The organism is Sphingobacterium lactis (assembly GCF_051951495.1).
Taxonomy (GTDB): domain Bacteria; phylum Bacteroidota; class Bacteroidia; order Sphingobacteriales; family Sphingobacteriaceae; genus Sphingobacterium; species Sphingobacterium lactis_A.
The window spans coordinates 40,503-63,773 of the sequence record NZ_JBNHAS010000006.1; the positions used below are offsets into that span (position 1 = coordinate 40,503).

The following is a 23,271-nucleotide window of genomic DNA, read 5'->3' on the forward strand; positions in this document are numbered from 1 at the left end:
TAAATCAGAATTGTTTTAAAGAATAAAACGGAATAGTTTTATAGGCGGGCGATGCATGCATCGCCCCTACAAACATTTGTGATTTTAAGACCCCTAACCACTATAAATGTAGGGTCGAAGCATGCTTCGATCGGATAGGTAAAAAACAAAAATAACCTTATAAAATAAATACAGATTATTATGAACGGGCAGACATTCCGCTCGTTTTCATCGGGATAAATCCCTTCTTCAAACTCGCTCAGTGCTGCCCCTACCTTACGTACTATCTAGATAGTTTCCTAACCGTTAGGTAGTACCTCATGCGTAGGGGCAATACTGAGCGCAGCGGAATGTTTGCCCGCTTAAGTATAATACCTTTAGATTAGTCTTGGATAATAAGATTGAAATGGAATGAATTTATGGTCAATGCATGCATCGACCATACAATCAATCGTGAAAATATTATATACAAGTGGTTTGTAGAGTTCAAAGATCTTTCACCTTCGGTGAAAGATGACGTGGCATTGGGAGGGATTTAGAGACTCTTCGCTTTGCTCTGAGTTGGGAATAGTAATCGCCAATAGGTCTAACTACTAAATACTATTTACTAAATACTGCCCTCAGGGCGCAGCGGTCTATTAAGCTATATCCAATAGTCTTACGACTTGGTCGTCATCATTGAATTGAAAGATTGATTTTCCGGCGAGTTCTAGTTTTTCTCCTTTATTAAGTCCATTTGGAAAGTCTACTGCTAGGGTTGCGGTGTATTGAATACGGATTTCAATATTGTCGCGCAGCTCGATGAGTTCTGTGATAGTTTGCTCTCTGTCTTCGAAATAGGATTTTGCTGTTTCGGCTTGATCTTTAAAGTCCTCGATTCCTTCTAGGGTATCGGTCGTTTGACCGTTCAATATATTTTCAAAAACAATATTATCGGAAAAATGGGCTACCATTCCCTCTACATCGAAGTTATTATAAGCTTGGATGTAATTTCTAACTATTTCTTCTCTTTTAGACATATGTGCAATTTACTTTATTATTAAACGCTAAATTCAGGCTTATGTTTTATGGAAACTTGTCTATTGGTCTTAATTGTTGGATTTGGGGTATATAGAAAAAGAAGATGCAGCCCGGGAGCTGCATCAACAAATAAAACAAACAACAAACTATTTTTTTATCCAAGTGTCCAAAAGCTCCCTTAGTTTTGGGTCTGATGGTCTTGGACTATCTGCGGTGATTAGATTTCCTTTTTTGTCAATTAGAATATATCGAGGAATTGCATTTACCTTATATGCTTCCGAAAGCGGATTGCTTGGGCCAGCATGTAGTTGAATTCCTTTTGCATTTTTCTCTTTTACATATTCTACCCATTTTGCTTTATCTTGATCAGTAGAGATTCCGACAAATGCCACAGCTTTATCTTTGTATTCTTCATTGAGTTTTTCCCAATGTGGTTCTTCCGCGCGACATGGACCACACCAAGTAGCCCAAAGGTCAAGTAATACCACTTTACCACGTAGATCTGATAATCCAGTAGCTTTTCCATTGACATCTGCAAAGCTAAAGTTAAATGCAGGTACTCCGGCTTTGGTTTCTGCTAATTTTGCTTCGATTGCTGATGCACGTTGTTTTTGCTCTTCTAGGACTAAGTTAGCTTTGTTCTTTTCCAATAATACTAGGTAATCTTCCATAGACTTTAGTCTTTCTGCATAAGCTAAGAAATACTGTCCTTTTAAGGTTGGATTTGGGATACTTTCAATTAGACTATTGATATCGAATTTTTTTCCTCCCATATTTTTGAACATCACAAGACTGGAAAGTAAGCGGTCTCCAAATGGATAAGCTAATAAACCATCATTCATGTATTCATCGGTATTAATATCGTTGTAGAATGCGGTATATTCTTCTTTACTAGGGTGTGCTGCATGAGGTGTGTACAGAAAGTTTAATGCGTAGAATGCGATGTCATTCTTCACGATTTGAGGAAAGAGTGCATCGAATACTTTATTTCCTGTTTTTGGGTTTTTACTATATAAATCATATTTTGACCGCAATTCTTCCAATTCAGGGAAGAAGTCAACATACGTGGACATGTTGCCAATATTGGTGGATTTGCTTTGAATGCTGTTGCTTATTTTATGCCAATTAGCTAGCGCATCATTCTCCTTGCTGTTGCTTTCAATAAGTTCAAGACCTTCAGCATTCAATTTTACAGTCAGATCTTCTTTTCCACGGAAATAAAGTTTGTTTATTCCCTGTGTCATATGTGGTTGACCATATCCTATACAATAGAAGCCTTCGTACTCAGGAGTGAAACGAAACGCGAAACGACCTTCTTCATCCGGTACATAGGTTGCTACTTCAATTAGTCTTCCGTTTAGGACTTTGTATAGGTAGATTTTTTTAAATTTCCCTTTTTCCGTGGTTCCTGTGATATTACTGGGTTGAGCCAAGGCTGTAAATAGAAAGAATAGGGAGAGTACAATCGTTGTTAAAGTTTTCATTTTATGGAATGTTATAAATGGATTAAATGGATAGGATTGATCCATCTTCTAAATGGACTGAAATATTTCCTTTTTTAGATTGATCAATGATGTTTTGGATATTTTCTTTTTTCTTAACGAGATCTTTCACAGATAAACCATTTATCTCTTTGATAGGGAGGTCTACTTTATCGTGAATTTCTTTTCTGGCAGGATCAGTTAGAATGACCAATTGAGCATTTTCATTCCATCCTAATATCGCGCTATGAATTACAAAGTCAAAAGGCTGTTCATATAGTTTATTAGGTGAGAAATGAATTTCACCTTCGGCGATATTGACGATCAGGTTATAACGAGCAATTAATCTATTACCGATAGAACCTTGTTCAGTAGGGTTCCATTGATTCTCCGAACCTGAACCACCCATTAAAGAAACGGGCATGTTCATTAAATTTGGTAATCCCTGAATGGCAAATCCTTTAGCATTACCAAAGAAAGTTGGGGTATTGATTCCAAAGCTCACGGTGAAGGTTTGCCCTTGTGGTTTAAACCCGCTGACCAACATTTTATTGTCACGGACAAAGGGACGGAAACAGATTAAATTATACGAAGCCCCAGTGTCAAATATAAAGCGACCTTCGGCTTTTTTATTAGTAACAAGCTCTAGGTTTGCGGGGATCTCTATTAAACTTTCAGGTAATGAGATAGGTACAGTAAAACCTTTTTTAGGATATTCAAAGGCACCAAAATCATATAGGTTGATGATGCTCTGGTCGTAATTTACCTCGGTTAAAAATCTTTTAAGCAAGGTGTTTCCAATAAGTCCATCGGTGTGTTTGTCATTATGAGCTGGGAAGATGGCTATTCCCATGTTGTCAAGTGCTAGGTCTCCAATACGAATTTTATTATTGTCGGACACTTGTATTTGTTGAGTTCCCCCCACAACAGATGCGTTATTTGTACGAGAAATCGTTAAGTTCAATTCTTTAGCCACATCCTCATTGATAGCCATGCCGTCGGCACCAGTATCAAATAGAAGATTAAGCGGTTTTGGATGATTATTGATGTACACTTGGAAAATAATCGCTCCAGCTTGATTTTTAAATGGAATGCTTGCTCGAAGTTTAGCTTTAGGCAATCGCTGCATGCCATAGAGTTTATCGAATAGGTCGATATGTTTGATTTTGCCATCATTGGCTAAATAAACCAAGGTGGTATCAAATGTATTATTAGGTCTTTGAACTTGAAGCAGGATGCTGTTTTTAGTTTTTTCTTTGTTGTTTTCCAGTTGTTTAAAAGCGGAAATAGGGTATTTGTCAATAATTTGCTCTAATCTAAATTGAGCAGTTTTGTCCGTGTGGCCAGCGATTGAGAAATTGCTTGACAATACGGATTGGAGACTGCTTTTATCTTTTTTTAGGAATGCATCTTGAAGCTGCTTGCTAAAGTCTTGGGCTTTTGTTTGCAGAGTAGACCATAGCAATAGGCTAAATAGAATAGCTATTTTACGTGTGAATAACATGAGGAATCTGGACCAGGGGAAGTGATTTAGCATTCCCATAGGATCGGAGGGACAATTCTGTCTCGGGAATTATTCCCTCCAAAATCTATGGTTGACATGCAAAATAAAATCACTAACTGTTAATTAATCTTTTATTTGATGTACTTTACAAGATGAAAGTATAGGGTAGTTAAAATGCCTTAGGACACCATATCGGTATATTGAACATCTTTAACTATTCCAAATCCTTCCATTGGCTTGATGGTTTGTATAAGGTCACCCATTAAACCCTGTACATGCAAGAATTCCACCTTGCCGGAAGTGCTTGGACTACCTTCATCGTAAGTTCCTAAGATGATGCTATAATGTAAAGGTTCCATCCTCACTTTATTGATCGAAGTGCTGTATGGCGAATTAAGGTGCATATTCAAAATTCTTTCTGATTTTAATAAGGAAACCTTTTTTCCATTAAGATTTTTAGCCACCTTTAGTTGCTTAGCATCCATGTCATATTGGTATAATTTATCATTAGCTGAATAGAACAGATACCCGTATTTATTGTCCAGTGCGAAATTGGTAGCTTGAGCCACATCAGTTAATGAACTTGTAACATCCAAAATGGAAATTGGAAGGATAGTTCCCATGGTCGTAAAAGTGAAACGGACAAGGAAGTATTTATTATCCTTTTTCATGATTGCTACTGCCTGACCATTAAATGCCATAGTATGTCCAAGGTATACTAAATCCATACCTGTGTTGGATGGCTTGAAACCTGTGATTTCCGACATGACAGGTTTTGCAACAGCATCATACATATAGAAACTCATAAATCGCTTAGCCTGATTATCAAAAATCATCGTATACATATAATTATTGTTTAAAGGCATGGCCACATATGGTGAAACAGGATATAATGAACCATCTGGATTGGCGTTTAATGGCACATTGTAATATTTATTGAATCCAAAAGCATACATGTAAATATTGTTGTCTTTAAAAGCAATACTAGCCAAAGCGTCTGCAGCAATAATATTATCAGCATATTCCGGATTTCCACCTGCGCTTAGATATTTGAAGTCAAATGTTACTGGATCATATGTAAAGCCATCACTTTGATTTACTAAATGGGAATGATTACCCACATTGATAAATAAAGATGTTATTTGTTTGGAATATGAATCTCTCCTTGTTGCATAAACTTCCATGGTTCTCGGTTCCCCTTCAAAAGATAGAGGTTGACCAGTAACAGGGTTATTCCAAAATAAGTTGATGTCTCTATAGATCGTGCCGAAGCTGTTCCAATTATTTGGATCATCTTGGAAGTAATCTAAATGTGCTTGTTTATCTTTTTCAGAAAGAATGAAAAAGCCTATTTTTCCAATTTTACCTTCTATGATTAAAGTGAAACCATAGGTCCAAGTACGACCTGAAGAGGGTTGAGTGATTCTCAAATAGCATGGATAGGTTCCAACAGACATTTTAGGGACTAATTTTAGTTCTGAACTAGTTCCTAAATTAATCCTAGCTTTAGTTTTATCAGGTACATTTAAATTATAAGCGTACCATTGAAATGTTAATTCTTGTTTATCAAAGGTTTCATTGTTTGTTACAATATTTGGTACAACAGCAACTTCTTGACCTACTTGTATCTTGATGGTATCAGGAAACTCGTTTAATTGCAAGGAGTCTAATGTAGAGTAATTGTAATTTCCAAGATCCTTATTGCAACTAGCCGTCAATAAAAGGACGAATAATGCTAAAAATGTTATTTTTTTCATGGTATAATTATCTTGCTTTAGGACCCATTAATATTTCTTTTCCATTCTCATCATATTGGGTTCTACCCTCTGATTTTTCCTTATTTAACCAATATTTTAAATAAGTTGCCCAGTTTACAGGAAGACTTGATGGTAATTTATATTTGCTATCGTATAATAAATAGGGCTCAACCTTTAGAACCTCTAAAATCAGTTCTACTTTCCTTCTTGAATATGGGCCTAATTGATCTAGGATAATAGATTTTCCAGCGAAAGTAGTCCATAAATAGGGCACTGGAAACATGTCATCCATATAAAATTGGTAAGACAATAAATCTTGTAGGTTTATTGAATTCTTTTTTGTTTTCAGCTCTGTATTGAAGAACTCATTAGCCTTCAGTTCGAATTTGATATATACCCGAGTTGTAGCTAAATCTTCGGTTCGATGAAGGATAATTTTTACAGAATCAGTCACTCTTCCTGCTCTGATCATCGGTTCTGAAACAAAGTCATAATGTACTCCTAATTTCATTGATGAAGTGTCCACAGGAACCACAGATACCAATCTGTCTGACTCGGAAGGGAGTCCAGTTGTTCGAATAGGTATTTGGATTAAAGTGTCTTTTACTGTGGATGGTGCCAATCCAAGTGAAATTGCCTTCATCATTGTGTCAGCAGAGCTATTGAAATATTTTTCAACGAAATAAATATTGTTTCCACCCTCCGTCTCAGGATAGGTTATTAAGGTTTCTTCCTTACATCCATAGATTGCAAGAAAAACTATTAAAACCCAAATGTTTTTATATATATTTTTCATGTGAATAAATTTATCTTCCTTCAGTTTCTACTAATGGAAGAGGGATGATATAATCTGAAACTTTCATTGCAAACTTTAAGTCTGAGGTGTTTACAGAGAAAATGCTTGTTTTTTGTTTTCTTTTATAGAAATACCAAACTTGTCCTTCACCGTAGAATTCTTTCATATATTCTTTGGTCAATTCGTTTTCCAGGTTATTATAATCTGTGATATCACTATTTATATTCCGATGTTGTCTTACCGTATTTAAATAAGATAATGCTTCAGTAGGATCGGAAGCACTTTCTGCTGCGATATAATACATTTCAGACATCCGAATTACTGGCATCATAAATCTATTGCTAAGGTTGGTATTAGGAATATCTTGGAATTTTACAAAAGTTCGATATCCAACCCCAGTAGAGGCATATGGCCATGAATAATTGTATCTGTAATCTGATTCATTGCTTTCGTAAATATTGCTCACCAAATTTGAAGGGCCAGTTGCTAAAATATCCGAATCCGAAATTGTAGCATCGAACACCTCTTTTTGTACATCATACATCTTATGATTGAAAAGCCCAAAAATTACTTCTGTATAAAATTTACGGTCAGGATTTGAGCCATTTGCTGTAATCATTTGGTGGGTAATCCAAGGGAATTTATTTTGTGCTTGAATTACTGCCTTTGCAGCAGCTAAGGCTCCTTCTTTATTTCCTGCCCATAATTGAACTCTAGCTTCCAAGGCTAAGGCAGCAAAATAATTGAATGAATTAGAAGTTGAACTATTATAGCCCGATTGAGAAATTACAGGAGAATTTGCTAATAATTCTTTGGCCTTATTAATGTCATTTAATATGTTGACAACGACCACTTCAGAATTTAATATATCTGGAATTTCTGTACTCAATTTTGTTACATAAGGGATTGCTTCAAGTGTTTTTGTAGTTTCCGTATAGGATGGTCCAAATAATCTTAACAAGTCAAAATGGATGAAAGCACGAAGACCAATTGCTTCACCTATCAACAGATTTTTTTCCTCATCAGTCATTCCATTGTTTACAGTAGGCAATACAGAAACAAAATCATTGATGTTTGCAATGACAGCATACATGTTTGTCCAGATGGTAGAAAAAGACGATTTTACACCAGCTTGATCGTACCTATGTTCCTTCAGGTCATAATTATAACCATCTGATCTGGTAATTCTAAAGCGATGAGCCATAATTTCCAAATCAGTAAGTGTAAGTTTATTGCCATATAATTGATTGTCACCTAATTTAAGATAAAAACCATTGACAACTTCGTTTACCCCTGCTTGTGTTTTATAGATTTGATCTTTTGTAAATTTATCTTCAGGCTGTACCTCTAACCACTTTTGACAAGAGGTTAATGAAAGTATACCTAATAATCCAATTAGGAGGCTTTTATATGTAATTGATATTTTTTTCATGACTTAAAAATTGGCGTTAATGGTAAGTGAATACATTTTTGCATATGGATAGTCAATACCACGTTCACGGCGTACTGTAGACCAACGGAATACATCATTTGTAATTCCGGAGATTCTTAAATTGGTTAAGCCAGCTCTGCGAATGAAATTTGAATCTCTGAAATCATATCCGAATGAAATGGATTCCAAGGAGAATGAATTTTCTTGTTGTATAAATCTAGAGGATGGGACAGTACTTTCTGTAATTGAAATCCCACGGAATTGTGTAATATCACCTACATTTTTCCAACGATCGTATAACGCTCGCTTATCTTGATTGCTATTGATAACACTTGTTAAGCTGATGTTTTCTACTTTTCTGAATAGTGCAGAATTCATTACATCTTGATCATAGATATAACGCATATAAGCTCCAAATGTGAATCCTTTATAGGTAAGATTAGTACTTAAGACACCTTGGATTAATGGGTTTCCATTTCCAATGGCAACGATATCTTTAGGATCGTAATCGAAAGTTTTTGTTCCATCTTTTTTCAAGAATAATTCTCGTCCAGTTGCAGGATCAATCCCTAAAGAACGAATTGCCCATAAGTCATTCGGACTAAATCCATCCTTGTATCGTGTTAATGAAGATGAATTTTGAAGACTTTGATTTAAGCCTGCAAGTAAGTTGTTGAAATTGTTATATGTCTGAGTACTTCTAGCACCTGTAAGTCCCACGTTCCAGATAATTCGTTCAGCAGGTTTGTGGATGACATTGTATTTTGCAATTAATTCCACACCTTTTACGGTTAAATCTCCAGCATTAAATGGATAGGATACAAGACCCGTCGATGAAGGTAGGCTTACTGCTACAGCTAAATCATTGGTGATTTTTTCGTAAGCATTTAATGTAAGGTTCAACCTGTTCTTTAACAAGGTCGCATCAATACCTGCACTAAATTGATTTGTTTTTTGCCAACGTAAATTTTCATTTGCAAACGTTGCTAGGGATACTCCTTGTCCAGCATAATTGAAGGCTGAAAGATAATTGTAGGTCGATATGGAGGTCGTAGAACTAAAGTTTTGATTCCCTGTTACCCCATAGTTGGCTCGTAGTCTTAGTTGAGAAACCGCTGGGCTATCTTTTAAAAAGGCCTCATTATGCAAGTTCCAACTAGCTCCAACCGCAAAGAATGGAGAATAGGAATTTTGACGTCCAAAGGCAGTTGATCCATCGTAGTTGAAAGATAGGTCAGTATTATAACGATTATCGTAGCTGTAGTTGAAAGATCCGATTAAAGAGTTTCTACGACTAATAACATTTGAAGCCGAAGGAGAACCATTTTTTTCATATCCATAAGCAAATGCAGGGTTACCATTGCTACTCAACGGAAATCCAACAGCCCTAAGACTTAAACTTTTATTATTGTTTTCAGCAAACTCTACCCTGAAATTCCCATTGATTGTGTGTTTTTTAATTGCTTTTGCATAAGAAACCATGGCATTTCCAGAAAATGACAACATATTTTGTTCACGAGAAAAGTAAGATCCTTTTTCTAAGATCGGTGTGTTATCATATGCTGTATTTAAAGGAGATGTAAATGCCGTAGCTTTAGTATTGTTTTTACTTACTTGAAAAGATCCAGTAACACGCCATTCATTAGAGAATTTATAAATCAATTGGAAATTGTTTACAATTCCATAACTGTTCTGATTGTCAAAGCTATTTAACATGGTATTGTACATAGGGTTATAAACCTTATATTTTGTACCATATTTTTGATCAATGTATTGTTCGATAATTGGGTTTGTAGGATCCAAATTTGCGTAATATGGATTCATGTTAACCCAGGTAGAGAACGATCCATAATTGGATTCATCTGCTCTATTACCGTTGATACTTAAATTATTAATAGCACTCAATTTATCTTTACGATATACTAGGTTGCTGCGTGCTCCCCATTCTTCACGCCCAGAACCCTTCATGACAGCATTGTTCTTTTTATAGTTACCACCAACATTAAAAATGAAGTTTTCATTACCACCTTCTGCATATAGGGAGTGTCTATGTGCAAAGCCAGTACGCACTGGTGTTTTTAACCAGTAGGTGTCTACACCACTTAATACATTTTCTAATTTGCGGTTGTACAATGGATCATAATATGTATGTTGTAATTCCTGTTGATAGTTTTGAGCGGTGTAAATTCCAGATAAACGTTCGAATTCTAGTTTTTCTGCAGCATTCATCATATTATATGAGCCTAAATCAGCCATCTCTAAATTCATATCAGTGGTATAATTCAAGCGAAGTTCACCTGCTTTAGGACGAATAGTTTCTACAACAACAACACCATTGGAAGCTCTTGAACCATAAATTGCCGTTGAGCTCGCATCCTTCAGGATAGTAATCGATTCAATACGGTTCATGTCCAAATCCAATATTGTTCTCAGGTTACTTTGAAATCCATCCAAGATAAATAATGGTTGATTGGGGTCATCAGTAAATGCATCGCGTAATTTGTCACTAGTAATACTTGTTTGACCACGCAATTCAATGTTAGGAAGGATATTAGGATTAGCACCGCTTAAGTTATTCTCCATCACTAAAAAGGATGGGTCAAGGGATTTGATTGCCTGAATAACGTTGGTGTTAGCTACTTGTTTCAATTCTTCTCTTTTAAAAGAAGAAGAGGCGCCTGAGAAGGCTTCTTTTTTAAACTCCATCATACCAGTTACAACTACTTCATCAACTTCATTGCTTACCAGTTTCATTCTAACAGTTAGTCCAGAAGAGGTAAGTGTTGCTTTTAGTTCTTGATTAGCATATCCTATAAAGGAAACGACAATGGTTTCATTGATAGCAGTAATAGGAAGGACGAAATTCCCTTCTTTATCTGTTACAACCACCTTTGCTGAGGAGGATTTTACACGAACAGTTGCTCCAGGAATAGGTTTGCCATTTTCATCGACTACCCTTCCTTTGACTTGCTGTTGTTGATCAAACGAAGGTTTAAGCTCGGATAAGTCTATAGAACCAGTCGAAGAAACAGCTCCTTCCTTTTTTATCACAATCGTTTTGTCGAAATATTCGAAAGTCAGATTACGAGGTGCAAGAATGCTGTTCAAAACCGCATTTAAGGGAGTTGAATTAAAGTTTACATTAATTTCCTTGATCTGCTCAATGTCTGTCTTCTTGTAGAAGAAGTTATAACCACTTTGTTTTTCAAGGTCCTTGAGAACGGTGGAAAGTTTAACATTTTCACGTTTCAAGGTGATTTGTTGTGCTAATGAGCGTGCATTGACTTGGGTCATAGCCAATACAATGATCATGGCGATGATGTTTATTTTCATCAATAGTCTCGTTATAGGTCCGAAAGAAATTGTTTCCTTTGCCTGCTCATCTATCAACTGATTTTTACATGTTATAACCGGTTTTTGGTCGTAGCCGTAAAAAATCCCGTTCATAGAGAATGGAAATAAATTAAATTTCATTAATTTAGATTATTGGGTTGTGATAATTAATTAAAATGGATTTTCATTAGTCAAACAGCCTTATTTAGCGGATCCTGGGCCAACAGGGTCCGTTTTTTTATAGACTGAATTTCCAATTTTAAGGTGCGTAATTTCTTTTTTTCATCATTTGATTTTTAGGTTAATAAATCTGTAGTTTAATACGTTGGTTATTCATAATGGTGGCGGTCGATTTTAATCCCGCATAGTTAAGTAACTCCACCAATCGATTTAAGGTGAGGTTTCTAGGTATTACCCCAACATATTGGTTGGGTGCATGAGATGCTATTTTGTTTTCAATATCGATATTATACCATCGGGCTATTTCCCTTAGCACTTCATTGGTGTTATTCCCATCAAAAAAGAATTCGCCATTCGTCCAGCCCAAAACTTGATCCATATTGACCTTCGCTAATGCTAAAGGATTAGATCCATGAGATTTTGCTTGTTGATTAGGTTTCAATAAAAGTTGCTTTCCATAATTGTCTGATACTTTTACAGATCCTTCTTTCAGACTTGTTTGTGTAGTTTCTTCGGATTTATAGCCTTTAATGTTGAATTTAGTGCCCATAACCTCTATTGTTTGATCGGCAGTTTTGACAATGAAACGTGAATTATTCGATAAATGAGCCACTTCAAAATAGCCTTCCCCTTCAAGCTCAACAATTCTTTCCTTGGCATCGAAAGTACTAGGGAAAGAGAGTTTTGAATCCGAATTTAATAGCACTCGAGTTCCATCGCTTAACGTGATTGGAAAGGTTGCTGCTATAGGTACATGAATACTATTCATTTGATTTATCAGTTCATTGCTGTTCGCTAGAAAGTAACTAACCTTGCCATTTTCGTCCTTCTTGATAATTAAGTTATCTACCTGGATTTCTTCGTTCAATGCCAATTGGTCAAGATTAATCTCTTTCCCATTTTCTAAGGTCATGATCGCATGTTCTTTCGCCGGTTTTATTTGGCTTAATTCTTCCATGCTAGCCACCTTTTCTGTGTTAGAAAAGATATATCGAAAACCAATGAAACCTACAATTAGCATAGCCGCTGCCACAGGTATCCAAACTAACGGATATGGAAAACGCTTTGTAGGACGTGCAGAAATTGATTGTATCAATCGTTCTTTTGCTCCATTTCGAACTTGCTCTTCTTCAGTAATTGAGTAAGGCTTTCCTTCTTGGTTCTCATACCATTTCAACAATTCATCGTGCTCAGACCTGCTTTCCTTGTTTGCATGGAATTTCGTAAGTAATTGCAATAACCTGTTTTTGTCAATCATAATCGGAGTGGTTTACTGAGCCGTTAATAGGTAAGTGTCAAAACTTGCTACTAGCTTCTACTCAAAAGATTAAAAAAAAATGAAAAATTTTATAAGAAGTTGATATTCAGTAATAAAAATATCAGTTAAACAAGGATGGTATACAGTTTACTAATAGATCTTAGACGTGAAATGGCTTTGTTAATATGCTTTTCGACAGTGGATTCCGAGATGTCCAAACGCGTAGCAATCTCTTTATTGCTTAAGTAATCGTATCGGCTCATCTTGAATACAGCCTTACATTTTTCAGGAAGATTTTCTATTTCCTGTTCCACTAAATCAATAATATAGCGGTAGTGTAGTCGATCTTCTAGTTCTACAGATTCATCCAATATATCCAATTGGCTTAAGTCGAATTCTGAAACTTCCGAATTAACTCTTTTACGATAGTAAGCCATAATTAAATATCTGCACGAACTATACAGGTAAGCAGGCAAGCTTTTAATTTCTTTAAGTTTATCTTTATTTTTCCAAACTGATAAGAAGAGATCATGTAGAATATCCTGGGCTAAATCTAAATCAGAGACTTTAGAAAGGATGTATTTGGAGAGATCTTTTGAGAAAAGGTCATAAAGCATAACAAAAGCTTTTTCATTGCTTTGCTCAATAGCAGTCAAGAGTGTTGAATAGGCCGTGTTTTGCTCTTCATTCATTTGAAAAAATATTCCAGTTTTAAATATCATTTAAAAACACACCCTAGGGTATGCTTCAAAAAATGATTTTACAATATTAAATTGGTCAAAAGTACTGCTTAACTGTTTTTTATTGGTGATACGATTTTTCAAATGTACGATTATATAATTTAAAAACTTTCTTTTTGTTTTTTAGTTATTAGGTAAATCGATATAAACTTATTGTCTGTTAAGTAATTTTTATTTGTTTTTTTATTTGCACTTTTTTGCAGCTTTTATTTCAAAATATTGTTTTCTGTCTTATATTTTAGGAGTTGAATTAATATTTTACTCATTATTGATATAAAAAAGCGCATAAAAATGCACGTTTTGTGAAATCTATTTTATAATATTGTATAACTAATTAATTACATGACTGCTTTTTTAAAAAAAAACAGCAACCTAAAATATGAAAATTTAATAACCGACCTCTCTTAAGAAGTAGAGGTATTATGAAATAAACAGAACCAATAAATCATCATTATTAATTCAAAACAATGAAAAAAGCTTTATTATTTTCTATTGCTTTGGGCTTTGCGATATCGCCTATATATGGGAATTCCCATTCCTACTGGCGGACCAAGGAAATCCATGTAATAGCGCTACATGGCGAAAGCTCCGAACAACAAAGACAGGTTTCGGGAGTTGTCAGGGATAAAAATGGTCCATTATCAGGTGTTACAATTCGTGTGATAGGCAAGAGTGGAGCTGCACAGACCAATGATCGTGGAGAATTTACTATCCAAGCTTCAGACGGAGACAAATTACGTTTCTCTATAGTAGGCCATCAGAGTAAGGAAGTGACCGTTGTCCCAGGTAGAATCAATGTTACCTTGGAAGAGGACACGGGAAATATCGAAGAGGTAGTTGTTACTGCCTACGGTATCACCCGTGACAAAAAATCTTTAGGTTATTCCACACCGATAGTCGATGGAAGTGACGTTGCAGAGACACAACGCGAAGGGTTCTTTAATGGCTTGGCGGGTCGTGTTCCCGGATTGTCTATTAATTCTACGAACGGTGCACCAGGTGCATCTGCTCAAATAGTCTTGAGAGGTTTTACTTCCATTTCAGGAGAGAACAATGCCTTGATTGTTATCGATGGGGTACCAGTGGATAACTCCACTGTTAATGAAAATGATTTAGCGTATAATACAAGCAATCGAGATAACGATTATTCTAACCGTGCATTAGACATTAATCCGGAGGACATTGAGAGTTACACGATCATGAAAGGTCCAGAAGCAACAGCTTTGTTTGGAAATCAAGGGGCCGGAGGTGCGATTTTAATTACAACCAAAAAGGCTAAATCCGGACGAGGATCAGTGGGTTATAATAATTCTTTTCGTTGGGAAACTTTTAATCGCTGGCCAGAGAGACAACTTACCTATGGTCCTGGAACTAACGGAGTTTACAGCGCCGTATCGACTCTTTTCTTTGGTCCTAAATATCCTGAGGGAACACAGATTTATGATAACATAGGTGCATTTTTTAGAACAGGATTTACGCAAAAGCATAATTTGGGGCTTGAATCAGGTTCAGATAAATTATCCTACAGATGGTCTAATGAGTACTCAGATAACCTTGGTGTTACACCAAATACTCGATATACTCGTTTTTCTTCTCGATTAGGAGCAACAGCCAATATCACAGATAAACTTAAATTGCAGACATCCTTTAACTATATTAACTCGGATAACGATAAGGCAAGAAGGGGGGCAAATGGTTACTTGATTTCTCTTTTACGCTTTAATCCTTCCTTGGATATGCGAAACTGGATAGATGAGTTAGGAAATCGGGTTACTACCAATGGAACAATTTATGGAGAATACGATAACCCATTCTGGGACACATATAAAAATACATCTTATGATAAAGTAAATCGTTTCTTAGCCAATACGAATATTCGCTACGATTTTACCAATTGGTTATCAGTAACGGGTATTTTAGGACTTGATTATTCCACTACACATGGAGAATCTGTCTATCATGCGCAATCATATCGTGGTTCTGGAAGCGCAGGCGATGAAACCGGTGGTAGATTTCAACAGTATGATAAATCAGCTAGAATAATCACTGGGTCATTAACTGCGAGGGCGACTAGGGATTGGGGAAATTACAATGCTACATTCATATTAGGTAGTAGCTTTGATATGTATGATTATGATACGGAATCTCAATATGGAGAGAAATTTTATGATCCTAATTTCTATAATATCAACAATACTTCGCCAGAAACTAGAAATGCTCTAAGTGTTTATAACCAATATAGAAATGTTGGTTGGTTTGGTCAGTGGATAAGTGGCTATAAGTCTATTTTATTCTTTACTCTTTCCGCCCGCTTGGATGGAGCATCAAGATTAAATGGGCCAAAATCATCACCTAAGCAATTCAATCCATATTTTGCATATCCATCTGCTTCCTTAGCCTTTAATTTTGGAGATCTAAAATATCTTAAAGAAAACCTTCCTTGGTTAGACGATGGTAAATTGCGTTCCTCTGTATCTTTGACTGGAAAGCAACCATTCCGTACTTATTCATTAGGTAACAATTTGGAAGGATCAAATGCAACCGGAGGCGGATATAAGTATTCTTATTATGGTGGTAACCCAAATTTGAAAAAAGAAACTACAAAGGATTTCGAGGTAGGATTGGAGTTGGCGATTTTAAAAAGGAGAGCAACATTTGATTTCACTTATTATACACGTAATAGTATAGATCAAATTATCAATCCACGTATTTCATATGGTTCAGGGTTTGTATTACAAATGATGAACGGTGGAACCGTATCTAATAAAGGCTTCGAAGCACAAGTTAAAGTAAATCCAATTCGTAAGAAAGAATTCAATTGGGATATCACCTTTAACTATACCCAGAACAAAGGTATGTTAACCTATTTGCCATCCGATCTTCCTGCATTATATGATTCAGATACATGGGTATTATCGGGCTTACGTACTGCGGCTCACCCAGGTTATAGTACAGGTACAGTTTCAGGAACTCAATTAGCGAGGAATGATCGTGGTGATATTTTAATTGATCCAGCTACTGGTCTACCTTATATTTCTGATGCAACTTATTATCCAATCGGAGATCGTACGCCAAAGTTCATGCTTGGAACGATTAATAAATTCAGGTATAAAAATTGGTCATTATCCTTCCTTTGGGATTTGCGTGTAGGTGGAGATGTTGTGAATGGAACAGAGTATGAGATGTATTCTCGAGGTAACTCCGTGAAAACATTGGATCGTGAGAAACCGAGGATTATTACAGGTGTATTAAAAGATGGATTAGAAAATACTGCTAATCCGACCAAGAATCAGATTGCATTAACTCCATATTATAATTATCTATATTACTCGACTAATATTCAGGCAGAAATGTTTGTAGAGAGAGATATTAATGCACTGCGCTTGCGAGATGTCACCTTAAATTATGAACTACCTAAGGCTGTTGCACAAAGACTAGGCAATAACACCTCTTTAGGATTGTTTTTTACAGCTACAGATTTATTCTTGATATCTAATTATTCAGGAATGGATCCAGAAAGTAATATGAACAATGCTTCCTTAGGAGGAATTGGTGGTTACGGAATGGACTATGGTAATATTGGTAAACCAATTGGTTTTAATGTTGGATTACGGTTAAAACTTTAAGGAGAATTGTTATGAAAAATTTTATAAAGAAAGCACTTCTTATTGCAGGGTTTGGAACAATTTTCCTAAGTAGTTGCGATAAGTTTTTAGATGTAAATGAAAATCCATCTTTTCCACAATCTGCTTCTGCAGAGCTGTTATTACCTCCGATCGTTTGGCGCATGGCGGATGGAGTAGGACAAGACAATAGAATTCTATTCAAATTCACTCAAGGAATGGTAGGGTCTTCAACTTCAACAATATCCCTTTATCCAGAACGACATGGATACAGTGAAGCTTCAGATTTAGGAGGTGTATTGTGGCGGATGGTATATGTAGATCATGGCAAGAACTTGCAGGACATGATTGAAGACGGGATTCGTAATCAAAAATATGAATATGTAGGTATAGGCTATGCAATTAAAGCATGGGGATACCAATTACTCACGGACTACCATGGGCCCATCATTTTGGATGAAGCATTGACCCCTGGTCTATTACGTTTTCCATATCATGATCAGAAGGAGGTTTATGCAAAAGTTCGTGTATGGGGAGATTCTGCTATTCAATACTTGCAGAAGGTTAGTCCAGTCGATTATAGTGCCAAGTTGAATTCTAATGGTGGAGATAACCTATATAGAGGAAATAAGCAGCGATGGATCAAATTTATACATGGCTTATATGCCCTACAGTATAGCCATTTAATTAATAAATCAGATTTTCCTACGCATTATGCAGATTCAGTAATTAAATATGTGAATCTATCCTTTGAAGGAACAGCGGATGATGCATTAGTTAAATTCCGTGCCAGTAGAAGTGAAGATTCTAATCCATACGGTCCACAAGGCGGATATTTATCATCTACTTATTATGGATTGGTATCAGATGTCATTGTTAAATTATTGACGGGCGGTATGAGAGGTACACCAGTTGAACTTCCGAGACAAAAAGATGTAGTAGATCCGAGATTATCTGTGATGATTCAAATGAAGGATGATAGTACTTATGTTGGATCGGTAATCAATGGTGGTAATGCCAACCTGAATTTTACACATGCTAATGGAAAGTATGAAGGAAGTACGCGTACTGGCAAATATATTTTTAAGGATGATGCAGGATTTCCGATTATGACCTATTCTCAATTACAATTTGCCAAAGCAGAAGCTTACTTTCTTAAAGGAGACAGGGATAATGCCCATGCATCTTATTTGGAAGGTATTCGTGGTCATTTTGCTTTTTACAATACACATGTACGTGCCGCTTCAACACCTGACCCCGTATTGTCACAAGCGGATATTACGGCTTATTTAGCCAGTGCTGATGTAGCGCAGACTGCAGCCCATTTAAAACTGTCTGACATTATGGGGCAAAAATATATTGCTCAATGGGGTTGGGCCGGTGTGGAACAATGGTGCGATATCCGAAAATATCATTATAGCCCAACGGTTTTTCCAATGTATAATCAATTGACAGGTACCGGGATATTTCCTAATAATGGTGGAAAATACGCCTACCGCGTTCGACCTAGGTACAATTCAGAATACATCTGGAACACACTAGAATTGGATAAATGGGGTGCCTTAGCTCCGGATTATATGACTAAGGAATTGTGGTTTTCAACTTCAGAAAATTAATGTTATGAAAAAATTATTTATTATACTGATAGGACTGATTTTCTTCGCGAGTTGCGGAAAGAATATCATTACATACGGTGAAGTCGAATATCCTGATATGTCCAAAGCCATCGTAAAAATAAATATGGCAAGCATGTATCCGGACAATAGATTTATGTTCGTAAAATTTAATGATGTACGGGTTACCCCAAACATCCAAGGACGTCAACCTTATCCTGGCGGTGGTTATAACACTTATGGTGATTCAAGACCAGATTTCCTTACTGCAGATCCAGGGAAGTTAAATATTAAGGTGTGTATGGCTAGTAAAATAGACCCTTTGAAAGACTCTTTGTTATACGAAGTTAGCTATGACGTACAGGGAGGTAAAAGTTATACCATTCACGTTGCAGACACTTCCCAGAACACAAAATCCATGTTGCAAGAAGAATTTTTTGTAATGCCTGACTCTGGATATGCTTCATATAAATTTGTGAACCTAATGCCGGATGTTGAGTTTGTGGATCTTTATTATGGTCAATCAGCAACAAGCCATGTAGCTGATGTTTTAGTGGCAAGTAATATCAAGTTTATGACGTCCTCGGAGAACTTTACATTAAACCGTTATATGACCCGTACTTGGAAAGTAAGGAGAGCAGGTACAGGTACTACAGGCACTGTATTAGCATCTTATGTAAATGCTGGTGCAATACTTAATCAAAGACAGTATACTGCTTATGCCTTAGGTTATGAATCCTCCTTTGGTAAAACACCTGCAAGGACAAATAGGCCATTTGTTTCATTCTTTTTAGTTAGATAAGGGGGTATATGATGAAAAAGAAACTCGTATTTAAATTTGTAAAATTGTTACCCATGCTGTTTTTGGGAACAACATTGATGAGCTGTGTTGATAACGAACCACCTCCACCATACATCCGTCCTAAAAAGGAGGAACCACCAATTCCTGTTGATAATGATATGTTGCCATTAACTAAACAGTTAATGACAGGTAATGATGTTATTAAGGAATTTAAACTAGATTCTGTCAAGAAAGTGGCAGAAGGAATTGAATATACACATATTCGTTTTGTGAATAAGAATGAAGGTTTGATGAGTATGTATGTCTTGTCTGTAGATTTGGCGAATCCTAATTTAACCATGCAAGCTTTAGCACCTTATAATGATAAGTTGTTTGGTCTTCAAAAGACTAGTGAGATGGCTAAATATAATGAGATTTCTGGTCAGAAAATAATGGCAGCAATCAATGGCGATGCCTTTGCTGCAAGTGGAGAGACCACAGGAACATTTATTTTCAATGATTATGTTAGAAAGACCAATACTTCAGCTGTAAGACCTTATTTTGGTTTGACTAAAACTGGTGAAATTATTTTTCAAGGATTACCAACTGGAGAGACCAATCAATTTCCAATCGATGTATCTACTATTCGACATTTAGTTGGAGGAACAACATGGTTGATTTATAATAATCATGCAATTACGCAGACAGATGTTAGTGTAGGAGGGAAATCTTCTTTAGGAATGACGGCCGCCAAAAAACTTTATGCCATTATAGTTGATGGCGTAAAGGCTGATTATTCCAATGGAATTTCATTTTCCGATTTGCAGAAGTTGTATACTGCCTTAGGGGTAAAATATGCTATGGGATTAGATGGGGCAAGTTCAACAACATTAGCTGTTCGAGATCTAAATCAACCTAATCATTATATGGTTAATAGACCAGCAGGAAACACCAATGAACGATTGGTAGGAAATGCTATTGGATTTGTTCAGTTGAAGTAATATACTTAATAATGATTAATATTAGAAGGTACTCCTCGGAGTACCTTTTTTATTTTACTTATTCCTTAATTTGGCAATTATTTTAAGTAAAGTCACTCTATTTTTTCGGTCATGATAAAAATGAGGTAATTTTTCTAATAGGGTATAGTGTTCTCTATCCTTATGTTCTCTCAATTTAGCAGTTATATAAGACTCTAGGTAATCCAGGTGTTCATAGTTGTATGCCCAAACAATATCATTTTTAAATGGAGCTAATAACCAAAGGTTGGCATAAAAGTATTGGTGAGCGGGTATGATCAGATTTCCAGTCGTGCCAAAAAAAGAGGCTTCTGTGCTACAATCCTTACTATAGGTACAGTTTTCACAAAGCAAACGGGCTTTTCGGCTTTCAAAATCAACTGTAGCAATAGCCTTTAAGCTGCATCGAGGACATTGGATAATTACATTACTGTAAAAATCCGATAATCTTAGCTTCTGATCTTGGAAACGTGTTTTCATGATTGGGTTAATAATACTCGTCTTGCTAAATTAGTTAAATTGGTTCGTAATGTGTTACGGGTCGATTGCTGCAGGCCATAATGAGTACTATATTTATATCTACAATACGGTAATTTATGAGTGTAAAAATCTTTGGAGTTTTCCATCTGGCTAAAGGAAATTAACAATGGAAAGAATAAAAATTTAAAAATCTAGTTAAATTTGGTTAAGGAAAAAAGTTTTATATAAACCATCGAACTATGCAGTCAAAATATATAGTAATTAAAAATTAGCTAAATGAGGTATTTTTTATTCTTTTTTACGGCACTTATTTTAGGTTGTTCTACAACTCACAAATTCTCAATCAACGATCATATAACAGGAACATATACAACCGAATTTGTTAAAGACAATAGTATCTCAAAAGATAGCGTGTGGATAAAAATTGAACTATATGATATTATTAGTGGAAAGCCATTAATTTTCGATAATCCGAAATCAATGTTAAATGAACATCCAAATAAAATTATTTTAGACAATTATTGTATAGCATATTTTCATCGAAAAAATGTTCCTAAATCAATTTTTTTAGAACTTCATCGAGCAGGTAAATATCCCAAAACTTTTATTCCAATATTGAAGAAAAATAAACAGATTATTTTTAAAGCATATTTAGCAACCGACACACGTGTAAATATATAATATTTACTATCCACTTATATCCGCGAAGATTTGACCAATGATCTTCCTTTTCACCCTTAAAAATATACTGAAAAAGTAAGGTTGCTATTTAACCTATCCTTGCCAATAAATTGATAGTAAGGATTGGCTGTATTCAAGTCAGCTCTTTTGTAATAATCACTATGCAAGCCAATATGAAATGCGGTAGAAGAGGATTTTCTGAATTGATAGTCTAAACCAAAGCTAAATTGTGAAGCCGCTGTGCTAAAGAAATTGTAATTCTTCAACATGATAACATCTGTAAATATACCTGGACTAATAGCAGGGTATTTGAAAAGCTCCTTTAATACCTTACGATAAGAAAATCCTATACTCGGTTGAAGTCTATGTTTTTCAGCTAGATCGAACGTATATCCTAATTTCAGAGAGGGAAGTAAATGTGTATACGCCAGGTTTATACCCATCGATCCATCTTCAGAATCGCGCTGTAAATAGGTGATTGATGCCTTCGCTTGCCATTTATTCCAACCTTGAACAGTTTCTAGTATGGCCATGTTTTCCAAAAAGACATAGTTGTTGCTGCTTATTGAATAGTTAAAATCATCTCCTTGGATGTTTCCTAATCGTAGTCTGAACGAGCTGTTTCTGTTTGGATTAGTAAAGGTTGTATTCCAGAGAATATCGGCTGATATGGTTTGTCGATTATATTTATTAAGCCTTGTAAAGGTTTCTGGACTGTTGTCAAAGAACTTGAAGAGTTGAGTTTCTTTGATAAATTCTATTTTTCCATTCAATTTATGTTGAGGATTTATGGATGTCGAAGCCAAAAGACTCAAGCCATAGCAATCCATATCATCATTATAGTTCATATCTCGAATCTGTTGATTTGTGCGACCAAATCCGTTCATTAACCAATTGACATATAATGGATCTGATGTATTGTTCATGTGTTGGTCGTTTTTGTAGCCTACGCCCACACGTTCTCGACCGTATCCGTAAAGTCCAGATAGATAAATGTCAAATTGATTGAACTTTCTTCCCACAAATAACTTGGTGTTGAATTGATAATCAGCTATTCTTGCTCTAGGATCATTATTGGAAAAATGATTACCCACGCGATAATCAAAGTCTATACCTACGGGCATTGCTCCATCCGCAAAATCATAACGTACCACGCCATTGATCTTGTAGAGGTCTCGTTCATAGTAGTTCTTGCGCAATGAGCCGAAATACAAAGGAGCATCGGGGTTAATGCGGGTTTGATGCCGTAATTGCACACTGTCTTCCATGATCCGGCTATATTGGAAATTTCCCCAAACACTGAAGTTCCCCAGGTCATGTTTTCCCTCGGTTTTAAATGTTAGTTTTCTAATCTGATTGGCATCTTGTGCCTCCATCCAATTACCCTTTTCATATTTACCATCTAATTCTAAAAAGCTAAAATTATCCTTAATACCTTCCTTTATCCATACTCGGTTTTTTAGAAGATATTCATAAGTCTGCTTGAGATTCCAATTTTCGATGTAATCTACGTTCTCCTGTGCTTTTAAAGAAGATACACAACAAAGGCTTAGAATTAGGCTGGTGAAATATAATTTGAAATGTATTTTCATGG

At 35.8% G+C, this 23,271-nt stretch carries 16 protein-coding genes; 5 read left to right on the plus strand and 11 right to left on the minus strand.

Going from position 1 to position 23,271, the window contains the following annotated elements:
• Positions 1-617: 617 nt before the first annotated feature.
• From ACP6L2_RS17010 to ACP6L2_RS17050, 9 genes are all read right to left on the minus strand, one after another.
• Positions 618-998 (minus strand): nuclear transport factor 2 family protein, encoded by a 381-nt coding sequence (locus ACP6L2_RS17010; RefSeq protein WP_440510447.1) that lies wholly within the window; start codon positions 996-998, stop codon positions 618-620.
• Between the two features lie 147 nt (positions 999-1,145).
• On the minus strand, positions 1,146-2,483 hold the full coding sequence (locus ACP6L2_RS17015) for a TlpA family protein disulfide reductase (protein ID WP_440510448.1): 1,338 nt from the start codon (positions 2,481-2,483) through the stop codon (positions 1,146-1,148).
• 22 nt (positions 2,484-2,505) lie between these two features.
• Positions 2,506-4,023: a retropepsin-like aspartic protease gene (locus tag ACP6L2_RS17020; RefSeq protein WP_440510449.1), complete on the minus strand. Its 1,518-nt coding sequence runs from the start codon at positions 4,021-4,023 to the stop codon at positions 2,506-2,508.
• 140 nt (positions 4,024-4,163) lie between these two features.
• Positions 4,164-5,741: a PKD-like family lipoprotein gene (locus ACP6L2_RS17025; RefSeq protein WP_440510450.1), complete on the minus strand. Its 1,578-nt coding sequence runs from the start codon at positions 5,739-5,741 to the stop codon at positions 4,164-4,166.
• Positions 5,742-5,748: 7 nt separating this feature from the next.
• Entirely contained in the window at positions 5,749-6,537 is a 789-nt protein-coding gene (locus ACP6L2_RS17030; protein WP_440510451.1) for a DUF4843 domain-containing protein, read from the minus strand.
• Positions 6,538-6,547: 10 nt separating this feature from the next.
• Positions 6,548-7,969, minus strand: a complete 1,422-nt coding sequence (locus ACP6L2_RS17035; protein ID WP_440510452.1) for a RagB/SusD family nutrient uptake outer membrane protein — start codon at positions 7,967-7,969, stop codon at positions 6,548-6,550.
• 3 nt (positions 7,970-7,972) lie between these two features.
• Positions 7,973-11,443: a SusC/RagA family TonB-linked outer membrane protein gene (locus ACP6L2_RS17040; RefSeq protein ID WP_440510453.1), complete on the minus strand. Its 3,471-nt coding sequence runs from the start codon at positions 11,441-11,443 to the stop codon at positions 7,973-7,975.
• 160 nt (positions 11,444-11,603) lie between these two features.
• Positions 11,604-12,740, minus strand: a complete 1,137-nt coding sequence (locus ACP6L2_RS17045) for a FecR family protein (protein WP_440510454.1) — start codon at positions 12,738-12,740, stop codon at positions 11,604-11,606.
• A 125-nt stretch (positions 12,741-12,865) separates the two neighbouring features.
• Positions 12,866-13,432 (minus strand): RNA polymerase sigma factor, encoded by a 567-nt coding sequence (locus ACP6L2_RS17050; RefSeq protein WP_440510455.1) that lies wholly within the window; start codon positions 13,430-13,432, stop codon positions 12,866-12,868.
• A gap of 515 nt (positions 13,433-13,947) precedes the next feature.
• On the opposite strand from ACP6L2_RS17050, the gene ACP6L2_RS17055 reads away from it, so the two are divergent.
• Genes ACP6L2_RS17055 through ACP6L2_RS17070 form a run of 4 tightly spaced genes read left to right on the plus strand, consistent with a single transcriptional unit; the run spans position 13,948 to position 20,498 of the window.
• Positions 13,948-17,106, plus strand: a complete 3,159-nt coding sequence (locus ACP6L2_RS17055) for a SusC/RagA family TonB-linked outer membrane protein (RefSeq protein ID WP_440510456.1) — start codon at positions 13,948-13,950, stop codon at positions 17,104-17,106.
• Positions 17,107-17,117: 11 nt separating this feature from the next.
• Entirely contained in the window at positions 17,118-18,719 is a 1,602-nt protein-coding gene (locus tag ACP6L2_RS17060) for a SusD/RagB family nutrient-binding outer membrane lipoprotein (protein WP_440510457.1), read from the plus strand.
• A 4-nt stretch (positions 18,720-18,723) separates the two neighbouring features.
• Positions 18,724-19,518 (plus strand): DUF4397 domain-containing protein, encoded by a 795-nt coding sequence (locus tag ACP6L2_RS17065; RefSeq protein WP_440510458.1) that lies wholly within the window; start codon positions 18,724-18,726, stop codon positions 19,516-19,518.
• Positions 19,519-19,529: 11 nt separating this feature from the next.
• Positions 19,530-20,498 (plus strand): phosphodiester glycosidase family protein, encoded by a 969-nt coding sequence (locus ACP6L2_RS17070; protein WP_440510459.1) that lies wholly within the window; start codon positions 19,530-19,532, stop codon positions 20,496-20,498.
• Between the two features lie 54 nt (positions 20,499-20,552).
• Here ACP6L2_RS17070 and ACP6L2_RS17075 read toward each other — a convergent pair whose 3' ends face one another.
• Complete coding sequence (locus ACP6L2_RS17075) at positions 20,553-20,996, minus strand: hypothetical protein (RefSeq protein WP_440510460.1); 444 nt, start codon at positions 20,994-20,996, stop codon at positions 20,553-20,555.
• Between the two features lie 276 nt (positions 20,997-21,272).
• Here ACP6L2_RS17075 and ACP6L2_RS17080 point away from each other — a divergent pair, with 276 nt between their 5' ends.
• On the plus strand, positions 21,273-21,677 hold the full coding sequence (locus tag ACP6L2_RS17080; protein WP_440510461.1) for a hypothetical protein: 405 nt from the start codon (positions 21,273-21,275) through the stop codon (positions 21,675-21,677).
• Positions 21,678-21,733: 56 nt separating this feature from the next.
• Here the strand turns inward: ACP6L2_RS17080 and ACP6L2_RS17085 are convergent, their stop codons facing one another.
• Entirely contained in the window at positions 21,734-23,269 is a 1,536-nt protein-coding gene (locus tag ACP6L2_RS17085) for a DUF6850 family outer membrane beta-barrel protein (protein ID WP_440510462.1), read from the minus strand.
• Between the last annotated feature and the right edge of the window lie 2 nt (positions 23,270-23,271).